Source organism: Chlorobium ferrooxidans DSM 13031 (assembly GCF_000168715.1).
Taxonomy (GTDB): Bacteria; Bacteroidota; Chlorobiia; order Chlorobiales; family Chlorobiaceae; genus Chlorobium; species Chlorobium ferrooxidans.
Genome location: NZ_AASE01000035.1, coordinates 1 through 11713, shown reverse-complemented (window position 1 = coordinate 11713; position 11713 = coordinate 1). Strand labels below are relative to the sequence as shown.

At 50.4% G+C, this 11713-nt stretch carries 8 protein-coding genes, 4 tRNA genes and 1 pseudogene; 1 reads left to right on the top strand and 12 read right to left on the bottom strand.

Features of this window, described 5'->3' with window-relative positions:
* Positions 1-107: 107 nt before the first annotated feature.
* From secE to eno, 9 genes are all read right to left on the bottom strand, one after another.
* Complete coding sequence (gene secE / locus CFERDRAFT_RS11180) at positions 108-299, bottom strand: preprotein translocase subunit SecE (RefSeq protein WP_006367345.1); 192 nt, start codon at positions 297-299, stop codon at positions 108-110.
* A gap of 45 nt (positions 300-344) precedes the next feature.
* Positions 345-417, bottom strand: a tRNA-Trp gene (locus tag CFERDRAFT_RS11175).
* Between the two features lie 24 nt (positions 418-441).
* Positions 442-514: transfer RNA gene (locus CFERDRAFT_RS11170), tRNA-Thr, on the bottom strand.
* 21 nt (positions 515-535) lie between these two features.
* Positions 536-617 (bottom strand) — tRNA-Tyr (locus CFERDRAFT_RS11165).
* A gap of 10 nt (positions 618-627) precedes the next feature.
* Positions 628-700, bottom strand: a tRNA-Thr gene (locus CFERDRAFT_RS11160).
* Between the two features lie 69 nt (positions 701-769).
* Entirely contained in the window at positions 770-1591 is an 822-nt protein-coding gene (locus CFERDRAFT_RS11155) for an SDR family NAD(P)-dependent oxidoreductase (protein WP_006367344.1), read from the bottom strand.
* A 9-nt stretch (positions 1592-1600) separates the two neighbouring features.
* On the bottom strand, positions 1601-3640 hold the full coding sequence (gene ispG, locus CFERDRAFT_RS11150; RefSeq protein WP_006367343.1) for a (E)-4-hydroxy-3-methylbut-2-enyl-diphosphate synthase: 2040 nt from the start codon (positions 3638-3640) through the stop codon (positions 1601-1603).
* Between the two features lie 27 nt (positions 3641-3667).
* A complete protein-coding gene (locus CFERDRAFT_RS11145) occupies positions 3668-3976 on the bottom strand; it encodes an FtsB family cell division protein (protein WP_040433821.1) in 309 nt (102 codons plus the stop codon).
* Positions 3977-4078: 102 nt separating this feature from the next.
* Entirely contained in the window at positions 4079-5392 is a 1314-nt protein-coding gene (eno, locus tag CFERDRAFT_RS11140; protein WP_006367341.1) for a phosphopyruvate hydratase, read from the bottom strand.
* 247 nt (positions 5393-5639) lie between these two features.
* On the opposite strand from eno, the gene CFERDRAFT_RS11135 reads away from it, so the two are divergent.
* Entirely contained in the window at positions 5640-7712 is a 2073-nt protein-coding gene (locus tag CFERDRAFT_RS11135; RefSeq protein WP_006367340.1) for an elongation factor G, read from the top strand.
* A 106-nt stretch (positions 7713-7818) separates the two neighbouring features.
* Here the strand turns inward: CFERDRAFT_RS11135 and CFERDRAFT_RS11130 are convergent, their stop codons facing one another.
* The 3 genes and pseudogenes from CFERDRAFT_RS11130 to CFERDRAFT_RS11120 form a co-directional block, all read right to left on the bottom strand.
* Positions 7819-8607, bottom strand: coding sequence for a polyprenol monophosphomannose synthase (locus tag CFERDRAFT_RS11130; RefSeq protein WP_006367339.1), 789 nt, complete (start codon positions 8605-8607; stop codon positions 7819-7821).
* Positions 8608-8700: 93 nt separating this feature from the next.
* Positions 8701-9465 (bottom strand): indolepyruvate ferredoxin oxidoreductase subunit alpha, encoded by a 765-nt coding sequence (locus CFERDRAFT_RS11125; RefSeq protein WP_006367338.1) that lies wholly within the window; start codon positions 9463-9465, stop codon positions 8701-8703.
* A gap of 85 nt (positions 9466-9550) precedes the next feature.
* Positions 9551-11713 (bottom strand): annotated as a pseudogene (locus CFERDRAFT_RS11120) (photosystem I reaction center subunit IX); the annotation flags it as partial.

Genomic DNA, 11713 nt, shown 5'->3' with positions numbered 1-11713 from the left:
CTAGAGGATCCCGAATAATCCTGAGTGCATACCAGCGTGCAACCGGAACACCCTGAATATCGACGTCCTTTTTTCTTGCGCTCATCAATTCACCTTAACTCTGTTTCTTACAATAACTTTCCCATAACGAAATTTATGACCCAGTCGACAAGAAACGTAAACAAGGCAAGTATACCTGAAACCGTCAGCACGACAATCGTCAAATCCTTTATCTCTTCCTTGCCCGGCCAGACAACCTTCCGCATCTCATTGATCACATCGCGATAATACTGACCCGCTTTACCGATATAATTACTCATGAATAAGAATCCGGAATAAACTACAGTGATATACCTCTCTTCATGCACGTCAGGAGGGAATCGAACCCCCAACCTGCGGTTTTGGAGACCGCTGCTCTACCAATTAAGCTACTGACGTATCCAACAAAACCCCAAGAACCTGAGCTGATGATCGGACTTGAACCGATGACCTCTTCCTTACCAAGGAAGTGCTCTACCGACTGAGCTACATCAGCATAACACACGAAAAAAGAGTGTGGGTAGGGGAGGATTCGAACCTCCGAAGACATAGTCGACAGATTTACAGTCTGTTGCGTTTAACCACTTCGCTACCTACCCGATAATCCAGAGCTGGTGATGGGACTCGAACCCGCAACCTGCTGATTACAAATCAGCTGCTCTACCAATTGAGCTACACCAGCAGCTCTTTCAAAAAACAGGGCAGGTAATATACTGAGCGATTTCAATTATACAAAGAAAAAAGGAATAATTTATCTATCACTCCTTATCCCTGCAAAAAAACCGGCAAGCCCTATTGCTATCCCTCTGGAAGCGACCCTCTGGGAGTAGACCAGAACCCTGTCAAGCAGAGTGGGATAGACAAGCATCCTGTTTTTCATCAGGCCTTTAATTGCCGCTTCAACAACAACTTCCGGCTTACAAACCGGCATACGTATCTGCGTCCGGTTATGACCTGAATGTTCAAAAATAGCGGTATCAGTGAAGCCCGGACAAACCGAAGTAACACTGATTCCACTCTTTTTCAGCTCAGCATGAAGCGCCTCTGTCAGGGTTATGAGAAATGATTTGGTTGCCGAATAGAGCCCGAGCCCCGGAACGCCCTGAAATCCTCCAAGAGAGGCCACATTGATAATGCCCCCCTTTTTTCCTGCAATCATATCGGGAAGAAAAAGCCTGATAAGCTTTGCCGGAGCCATCATATTGACCATCACAATCTCATCGATCCTGCCGGGGGGGATATCATCAAAATCACCGGCACGCGAAAGCCCGGCACAGTTAATGAGCAGATCGACCTCGGTATGGCGGAGGCGGCAAAACTCAAGGATTCGTTCGGGGCTCCCCGGATTACGCAGATCGGCAGGAAAGACCTCAACCCTGACACCGCAACTCCGGCGAAGTTCTTCAGCCAGCATATGCATGGCTTCGGCTGAACGGGCGACAAGCACAAGGTGACGGCCTCTTTTGGCAAATTCACGGGCAAAGAGCGCTCCTATACCCATGGATGCACCGGTAATCAGCACATAACGCAGGGAACAATCCGCAGCAAAGGGATTATAGGGCGGCACAGCCATGGCTCCCGGTTATGCTGGATCAACCCATTTTCCGCGCTCTTTGACCAGCTCAATGAGACGGTCAACAGCAACCTGCTCCGAAATATTTTCATCAACACACTCTCTTCCTACATAGAGATTGATGCGGTTTTTTCCGGCTCCGACATATCCGAAATCAGCATCGGCCATCTCTCCCGGGCCATTGACAATACAACCCATGATGCCGATCTTCAACCCCTTGAGATGAGCCATTCTCTTTTTTATGGCGGCCGTTGCCTGTTCAAGCTCAAAGTAGGTTCTGCCGCAGCCGGGACAGGAGATGAATTCGGTTTTGGACATCCTGACTCTTGCACCCTGAAGGATATTGAATGCAAGATTGACCTCGTCATCCACAGAGAGCCCGGTTTGGAGTGCGAGCATATCACCGATACCGTCACAAAAGAGCGTCCCGGTCTGAACGGAAGTGCTGATCAGCGAGTCAAGCCGTTCCGAAGCACTCTCCCTGTAACGAACAATGATCGGATAGTCCAGTGAACGGCTGTTGAATGCCTGAACAAGTCGCCGGGAAGCAAAGAGCGCATCGTTTGACTGCACGGAAAAAAAGAGCCGTTCACACCCCTGCCGGTGCAGTTGTTCAGCAAGATGCAGAAGAACACCGGCTGGGGCTGAGGCTGTCGCCTGTTCATGAAGAAAACAGAGCTCGACAGCGGCAAGGCGCTCACCCTTAAGATGGCAGAGAAGCTCTTTATCAAGCCGTTCACCCTCCACAATATCAAACCTTGCTTTTGAGACTTTATCAAGCAGACGGACAAAAAGGGAGAGATCTCCCGTAGAAGCAGCGACAAAACGACCATGATCCCCGAGTCTTGCCTGAAGCTGCTCAAGATGGTCAAGATCCTCACTGCTCTCTACACGCACAGAGACCAGCTCCGAACGGATTGCATCCTGTGGTTTTTCGGGTGCAAGCCTTTTGAGCGCCTCCGCATAAACCCCATCCATTTTAGAGAGCGGGGTGTGGAGCTCTGTTTCAACTCGCACCGTCTCATCACCCCCAACCCTCATCCCTGCAAGTTCAACCTTGCGGGAGAGACGACGCTGATAACTGAATGGCGAGAACGGAGGCTTCTCCTGGGAAGGGTTATGCCGATTACGGTTTTCAACCACCTGACCTATGGGAATATGACCCCTGTCACCCTTGACAAGCTGGAAATCGTTATACTTCTTCACGATCGCAAAACCGACAGGAACTTCGTTAACCGGATCCTCAGTCAAAGAGACCCGAATGGTATCACCAAGACCATCCTCAAGAAGCGCTCCGATACCCATAGCCGACTTGACCCGCCCCTCATCACCATCCCCGGCCTCGGTGACGCCGAGATGAAGCGGATAGGCATGTTTAAGCTCCCCGTCCGCCTTCTCAACCAGAAGCCGGTAAGCCTGAATCATCACCCGGACGTTTGAGGCTTTCATCGAAAAGAGGATATCGTAATAGCCGAGCTCTTCACAGAACCTTGCAAACTCAAGAGCCGCCTCAACCATCCCCTCCGGCGAGTTACCGAACCGGCTGACAATACGGTCGGACAACGACCCGTGGTTGGTACCGATTCTCATTGATACCCCGAATTGACGGGCTTTCTCTACAAGGGGAGTAAATTCTGTACGGACATGTTCAATCTCCCGGAGGTACTCCTCTTCCGAATACTCATCACTTGAGAACTTCGGTCGGGCAGCATAGTTGCCTGGATTGACTCGAATATTTTCCACGAATTCGACCGCTTTGAGCGCTGCTTTCGGTGAAAAGTGAATGTCGGCAACAAGCGGCGTAGCAATTCCGTCACGACGGAGTTGATCCCGAATGTTCCTGAGATTTTCAGCATCCTTTTCGGTCGGAACGGTAAGACGGATAATCTCGCACCCTGCTTCATAAAGCCTTCGGCACTGGGCAACAGTTGCCACGGTATCCATGGTATGCGTATTGGTCATGGACTCTACCCTGACAGGCTGATAGCCTCCCAGTACCAGGGCTCCAAAAGGGACTTCCCTGGTTAAACGGCGACGATACTGATACATTGAATGGTAGAACGCTTGGATGAAGAACTATTTATCGGTAATGATAAAGAGGGTTTCACCCGGTTTACGGAAATTATATTTCTCCCTTGCCGCTTTTTCGATACTGTCAGGATCATGAGCATGCTGGATGCGAAGCTCATTGGCAATAATTTTCTTCTGCTCAACTTTCAGGCGTTCAATAAGCAGACGATGCTCGGCTTCCATGCGGACTCTTTTGACAATACCGAAGTCATCAAAAAGAAACCAGATAACAAAAAAAGCAAACACCAACCTGAAAAAATACTTTTTCGGGTTCAGTCGGATTTGCTCCCATATAGTGTTGATAATCTTCTTCAAGTCACAAAACGCTATGGTTGGCCGGGTAGTGCAGAGGTAAAAAAACGGACACCGGTATAAATGCAGGGAACCCTTTCAGCAAAAGGGTTCCCTGCACACTATTCAGACTCTGAAGGCTCTCTTTCCCGGATAGCGGGCCTGATCACCAAGCTCCTCTTCAATACGGAGCAGTTCATTGTACTTTGCCATACGGTCCGAACGGGACATGCTGCCGGTCTTGATCTGGCCGGCATTGGTCGCTACGGCAATCTGGGCAATCGTGCTGTCCTCGGTTTCACCGCTGCGATGACTGATGACTGAGGTGTAACCATTGGATTTCGCAAGATCAATAGCCTGAAGGGTCTCGGTGAGTGTCCCGATCTGGTTGACCTTGATCAGGATGGAGTTGGCTACACCGCGCTCAATGCCATCAGCAAGCCGTTTGCTGTTGGTCACAAAGAGATCGTCGCCGACAAGCTGTACACGTGAACCGATCTTGTCGGTCAGCATCTTCCATCCCTCCCAGTCATCCTCAGCCATACCATCCTCAATGGAGATAATCGGGTAGTCACTGGCCCACTTCTCCCAGTACTCCGCCATCTCCTGTGAGGTCAGCTCCCGTTTGGATGATTTCTTGAAGACATAGCGCTTCTTTGCGGAATCGTAAAATTCGGAACTTGCAGGGTCAAGGGCAATCATAACCTGCGCTTCGCCGAGCCCGCCCTTGTCGGTCGGAGAACCTGCCTTATAACCGGCTTTGCCGATAGCCTCGATGACCAGTTCAATGGCCTCTTCATTTGAGCGGAGGTTCGGAGCAAAACCGCCCTCATCACCGACAGCGGTACTCAAACCCTTGCTTTTCAGCAGAGCCTTGAGCGCGTGAAATATTTCAGCACCGCAACGCAGCGCGTCAGAGAAGGTGTCAAAGCCTGCCGGCATGATCATGAACTCCTGAAAATCAACCGTATTATCAGCATGTGCTCCACCGTTCAGCACATTCATCATCGGAACGGGAAGCGTGTTGGCCATCGTTCCGCCTATGTAGCGGTAAAGCGGAAGTCCGGTGTACTCTGCACCGGCCCTGGCGCAGGCAAGTGAAACACCAAGCAGGGCATTTGCTCCAAGTTTCGCCTTGTTCGGCGTACCGTCAAGAGCAAGCAACGCTTGATCAATCTCCTCCTGCTCGGTCACAAGCATTCCCTCAAGCGCATCATTAATAACGGTATTGACATTGTCAACCGCCTTGAGTACCCCTTTTCCAAGATAGATGCCCGCATCGCCGTCCCGGAGTTCGACAGCTTCATGGATACCGGTAGAAGCGCCGCTGGGTACAGCGGCCCGGCCGAAGGAGGTTTCGGTATAGACATCAACTTCAACCGTTGGATTTCCCCTTGAATCAAGGATCTGACGAGCAAGAATCTTCCTGATAATTGGCATAACGAAATATATTTATTGTTGTTATGAGCGTACTGCATAGGCCGGAGCTGAACGGTGATTATGGTTCAGCCATGAATTGAAAATATATCCTTTTTTCTCAACCATTTCATTGTTCACCCGGCAGCAAATAGTACTTTTTTTTGTTAATTACTTCTCGGGCGGTTTTCCTTTCACAGAATGATTCCGCACCGCATTTATCGAACACCGACCGGAGAGGTCATCATTAATTCAACAAAGGAGTTCTGCCATGCATGCAGTACAGCCGGATCAATTGAGAAACATTGTTATTACTGGTCATACCGGAAGCGGCAAGACCATGCTTTGCGAATCACTTGCTCTCTCCATGGGAGTAATAAATCGCCTCGGAAGTATTGAAGACGGAAACACGCTCTCGGATTACTCAAATGATGAAATCGAGCGCCAACACAGTCTGAACACCTCCCTCATTCACGGGTACTGGAACGAACAGAAAATAAACATTATCGATACACCCGGTCTGCTTGACTTTCACGGCGATGTCAAGTCAGCCATGCGGGTGGCAGATACCGTACTCATGACCGTCAATGCCGCAACCGGCGTTGAAGTCGGCACGGATATCATCTGGGATTATACCGGTGAGTACTATAAACCGGTCATGTTCATCCTGACAAAACTCGATGCCGAAAGAACCAGCTTTAACAATACGGTGCAGGAGCTTCGGGATCATTTCGGCCACCTTGTCACACCCATTCAATTTCCCGCAGAAGAGGGCCTCGGACATCATACCCTTATCGATGTCCTGATGATGAAGCAGATAGAGTTCAGCCCGGATAAACCAGGCAGCATGACTATCTCCGAGATTCCGGACCTCTATCTGAAGCGTGCCGAAGAGATGCATCAGGAGCTTGTCGAAGCGGTCGCGGAGACCGACGAAGAGCTGATGAACCGGTTTTTCGAAGTCGGAAACCTTACCGAGGAGGAGCTGCGCTCAGGAATCAAATCGGCGCTGCTGACCAGAACCTTTTTCCCTGTTTTCTGCACCTCACCGCTCCATCTTATCGGTTCGGAACGCCTCCTGAACGCAATCGTCAATCTCTGCCCCTCACCGATTGAACGCGGACCTGAACACACCATCTGTACGGTCGATGAGAAAGAGAACCTTCTGCAGCCTGACCCGAACGGCCCCACCGTTGCATTTATTTTCAAAACCATGTCTGAACCCCGTATCGGAGAGATCTCCTTTTTACGGGTCTATTCGGGCCATCTTGAAACCGGACATGAACTGATTGATGTTCAGACCGGACAGATTGAAAAACCGGGACAGGTATACACCATGCTCGGCCAGAAAAAAATCCCCGTTGACAAGCTCCTCGCAGGAGATATCGGTATGGTTGTCAAGCTCAAGGATGCCCACACCAATGATACCCTTGCCGACAAAGGAACGCTCTGCAGGATCAGTCCGATCAAGTTTCCGGTACCGGTACTGGCCACGGCCATCATCCCGCTCACCCAGGGTGATGAAGACAAAATCTCATCCGGCCTGCACCATCTGCATGAGGAGGACCCGAGTTTTGCCATTGATCATGATGTTGAGTTTAACCAGACCATACTGAAAACCCTTGGTGAAACCCACCTTGAAACCATCATCAGCCGCCTTCAGGCAAAATTCAATGTCAAGGTTGATATCTCCCCCATCAAGATCCCTTACCGTGAGACCATTCGTGTTCCCTCCTCAGCCCAGGGGAAGTATAAAAAGCAGTCCGGCGGCAGAGGGCAGTATGGTGATGTCTGGGTTCGTCTGGAACCGGTAGCGCGTGACTCGGGATTCAGCTTTGCAAGCGAAGTGGTCGGTGGTGTTGTGCCTACACGCTACCTCCCTGCTGTTGAAAAAGGACTGCATGAAGCCATTGAGCACGGTATCCTTGCCGGCTATCCGGTGGTTGATCTTAAAGCAGTGGCCTATGACGGATCATTTCACCCGGTTGACAGTTCAGAGTTTGCCTTTAAAATTGCAGCAAGTATGGCATTCAAGGCCTCTTTCGAAAAGGCCAAACCGTTCCTGCTTGAGCCGCTCTACTCCCTGACTGTCTATGCTCCGGATCAGTACACCGGTGAAATTGTCGGTGATATTTCCAGCAAGCGGGGTAAAATACTCGGTATGGAGGCTGACGTCAGGATGCAGATCATCCGGGCTCTTATTCCCCAGGCAGCACTGACTCCGTTCCATCATGCGCTTACTCGCCTGACCCAGAGCCGGGCAAGATATACCTACAGCTTCAGCCATTATGAGGAGGCGCCGCCCGATATCGCCCAGAAGATTATCGCCGAAAAAGGGGCATAAAAGAATCCCTGTAGGGGCAGTCCTGAAGGTCGGAACTGCCCCTTCTTTTTGTCATTTCGAATCCTGCGCAGCAGGTGAGAAATCCCGATGACGCGCAGGTCAGCCCCTACAGGAGGCCGAATATTGACTTTATCTTCAGCAGCCAGACTATCCGGATAGCCTCCCGGATATTCTGTTTGGTCATTTTTGATTTCCCTACGGTTCGGTCAACAAAGACAATAGGTACCTCCCGTATAGTGAACCCTTTTTTCCAAACTCTGAAATTCATCTCGATCTGAAAAGAGTAGCCCTGGGAATTTATCCGGTCAAGATCAAGTGAACGCAATACTGCTGCAGAGAAACATTTGAATCCGCTGGTCGGATCAGCGACCGGTAATCCTGTTACCATGCGGGTATAGATACTGGCAAGTTTTGAAAGGATGAGGCGGCCAAGCGGCCAGTTGACAACATTAACCGTATTATTCATGTAGCGGGAACCGATAACCAGATCAGCACCCGTCATCGCCGAAAGCAGTTCCCGGATCATCACCGGATCGTGTGAGTAATCTGCGTCCATTTCAACAACATACCGGTAGTTGTGCTCAAGGGCGTAACGGAAACCGGTAAGGTAGGCCGTACCAAGCCCCAGCTTTCTTTCCCGTGTAATCATGTGCAGACGTGAAATCACGGTCTGCAGTGATCGCACAATATCCCTTGTTCCGTCAGGAGAGTTGTCATCAATCACCAGCATCTCAACAGTTGAGGGGTAAAGCCGTTCCAGATCGTTCAGCAGCCTGCCGATATTTTCAGCCTCATTGTAGGTTGGAATGATGACCAGTACCCTGTTTTGCGTTACAGCATCGTCCGTATGTAAGCTTCCGGATTGTTCCGGCTGTAAGGAATAAGTATCCTGCATGAGAGAAGGTGATATTCGAAAAAAAAAGCATTGCTCCGGTGAAGCAATGCTTTTATAAAACTACGGTGAGAAGAGAACAAGTTCACTACTCTTCTAACTCGACTCCCTGTGAAAACGGTGAAGGAAGCGCAGATCGAAATCAAGCCGCTCCGGCGGGGTGAATTTATAGTCAAGAACTTCCCCGTCAGGAAGCACCTCTATCAATGCCGCAGAAGGGCATTCATCAGAAGAGAAACAGGCAGAGCAGGAGATACAGGCATCCTGGTCAATATAGGCCCTGAAACCTCCTTCCTGAACATCACCATAAAACTTGTAGCCGATAGCCTTCACTTTTGGTGGACACTTGTCAAGGCAGAGACCGCAGCCGACACAGAGATTCTCAATGATGAAATAATGAGACTTTGCTCTCGGTCCGGCGGATGGTGCAGCTTTAGCTGCTGGTGCGGCGGGCGCTGCGGGTTTGGCTCCCGGTGCAGCAGGACCACCTTTGGCCGCAGGTGCCGCAGGTTTTGCACCAGGTACCGGTTTGGCTCCCGGAACGGCCGGTGCGCCTTTTGCTGCTGGTGCCGCAGGCTTTGCGCCCGGTGCAGGTTTAGCTCCCGGTGCAGCCGGCGCTGCGCCCGGTGCCGGTTTCGCTGCCGCCTTCTTTATCGGCTGAAGAGATTCCGAAGCAATACCGGTTCTTCCAAGATTAACGTTAAGCGGTTCAAGCCTTGGCTTTCCAACCTGCTTCGGCGCAGGAGCCTTTGGTTTTGCCTCAGCCTGCTTGGCCGCCGGAGCTGCCGCTTTCGGCGGAACTGGCTTGGCCTTTGAGGCTGGCACTGACGATATATCTGGCTGTTGTACAGGATCGGCCATAAAAACCCTCCTCTTAAATTACAGAATAGACTTTAGTAGCAATAAACAGAGCCTGAGCAGTATAACCGCTCAGGCTCTGAGAGTTTCAGGCGACCAGCTTCATCAGATAGTCAACAACCTGTGTAAGAAGAACCTGACCTGATACCGCTGCATCACCAACCTGCGGAGGCAGAGGGGAGTCAGTCTGATAGAATCCGTTTCCGATAAACAGGAAGACAAGGATAAATACACCGCCGAAATAAAGGAATGTACCTGCCATCTTCGAGTCTGAAATCGTCAGTACCGGAAAGCGGAACGCAACATCACGGTTGAGGAACTTCTTTCCAAGCCAGCGGATAGTTCTGGTCTGGGAATATCAGCACGTTCAAGACGGGGAACCGCGATCTTCAAACCATACGGGCAAAGCTGATAAACCAGATCAGATGACCGATCATCAGAATCGTCGAAAGATGCGAGCTGGAGAAGATGTTGACCGTCTCTGTCCAGAAGTAGTAGAAGATACCAGCTGAATAGTGATGGGCAAGTCCGGCAACAGAGTCCCATGCCTTTGCATCGGCCCGCAGGCACACCATACATCATGGATGCAATCCATGCACCATCGATATACCAGCAGACTGCAGAAAGACCCTTGATTCCCCACAACATAGCAAACCAGAGCTGATCCTGGATCGATACACCGCAGGTACCGCCATAGACCGGGCCAAGGCAGGGGAAGGAGTAGGAGTTCTTCTTGAGACCAAGATCATCCCACAGTGGAGAGGTGTGCGAGAAGAATGCAATACGTACAAGCGCGATCAATGAGAAGAGTGAACCGGCCACAATAACGTGAACCATAACCCAGTCATTGATACTTGGATCAGTGAACATCCACTGGAAGATCGGAAGTGGTTTCAGCCAGTAGAACGACATCAGAATGTTCGTACCGAACATGTTCAGTTCACAGATGGTGTTCCAGACGATAACAGCATAAACAGAGAGCATGGTTGAAAAACAGAGCGCCATGACTGTTCCGAGAATCTTGACCTGGACCTCCTGATCACGACCCTTGGCGACAAAGACTGACTTGATCTGGCTGTAGAGGCCGTTAAGCTGGATTTTAAGAAGATACTGGCCACCATGATAAACTCCGGCAAAAACATAGAGCACACCGCAGATAATATGGTTGAAGGTGATCAGGTTGATCACGGTTCTTGCCATACCGAAAGTAGATCCATTCTTCGGAAGAATTGCAAAAGCAGGAAAATCAACAAACTCTTTCGAGCCGGAGATGATTCTGCCGCCCTCCTGAACAAAGTTGTAGCTCACCCTGTTGAATGGCTCTCCATAGATATAGAAAGCAAGTGTGTCAAGGTGTTTGTAGTATGCGGCAAATGATGGCTGCTGGAAAGCAACGAAGGCGATACAACCAAGAGCAATGTTGATATAGCCGATTGCCGTAAGGTGTACCGAGAATGCCGCCTTCATATCATCATTGAGATGAGTGGCTGCATTCGGAGGGTTGTTCCACCAGTAGATACCAAGAGAGAAAAAGATTACCGCAAAGATAAACGACATGAAGGTCTCGGCATTGATCGTCTGGAAATCAGGAATCGGAGCAAAGCCAAGTATAAACCACATCACAAGACCCCAGCCGAGGAAGAGCAGCGACATGTAAACCGCATGAGGTCCGAGCGCATCCTTGTATGATTTGGCGCTGGTACCGCTGAAGACTACATCGCCGAACTTGCCGAGAAAGCGGAAGTCGCGGAAGTTACCTGCACGACCGGTAAACGGATTGGTGAGGTTGTGGGTCCAGTGACGCCATCCACCGAAAATCAGAACTGAACCGGCTAAAAGGTGATACCCTGCCCAGCCGAGAAGGTTCTGACCTGCAAAGGCAAGATCGTCGGTTTTGGTGCTGTAGGTATCAATACCGAGAGAGACCATTCGAGGTTTGATCGTCAGATAGAACCAGCTGTCATGAAATCCCGGTGCACCCCATGGAAACACCTGAATGCCGGAAATGTAGTAGATGGCCATGAGAAAACCCAGAACTCCAAGCAGGGCAAGGTGAGCACCCACTACCTGCTCATCATCAACCTTGTCGGTATCAAAAATCTGATACCACTTGGTAGTACGAGTCTCTGTTCGCTGGAACAGAAATCTTCTCATTTTTGAAGCATCCTGCTCCTTGATAACGGATGGAGCGCCTGGAGCGCCGTTCCCCTTTGGAGAAGGAGCATTCCCCTTGGGAGGTGGGACTGTGCCC

What these genes read in the sequence shown, in the direction of transcription:
- CFERDRAFT_RS11125 (WP_006367338.1), bottom strand. Translation starts at nt 9,465, where the DNA reads ATGGCCGATCCTGTACAACAGCCAGATATATCGTCAGTGCCAGCCTCA.
- CFERDRAFT_RS11130 (WP_006367339.1), bottom strand. Translation starts at nt 8,607, where the DNA reads ATGCAGGATACTTATTCCTTACAGCCGGAACAATCCGGAAGCTTACAT.
- CFERDRAFT_RS11135 (WP_006367340.1), top strand. Translation starts at nt 5,640, where the DNA reads ATGCATGCAGTACAGCCGGATCAATTGAGAAACATTGTTATTACTGGT.
- CFERDRAFT_RS11155 (WP_006367344.1), bottom strand. Translation starts at nt 1,591, where the DNA reads ATGGCTGTGCCGCCCTATAATCCCTTTGCTGCGGATTGTTCCCTGCGT.
- ispG (WP_006367343.1), bottom strand. Translation starts at nt 3,640, where the DNA reads ATGTATCAGTATCGTCGCCGTTTAACCAGGGAAGTCCCTTTTGGAGCC.
- eno (WP_006367341.1), bottom strand. Translation starts at nt 5,392, where the DNA reads ATGCCAATTATCAGGAAGATTCTTGCTCGTCAGATCCTTGATTCAAGG.
- secE (WP_006367345.1), bottom strand. Translation starts at nt 299, where the DNA reads ATGAGTAATTATATCGGTAAAGCGGGTCAGTATTATCGCGATGTGATC.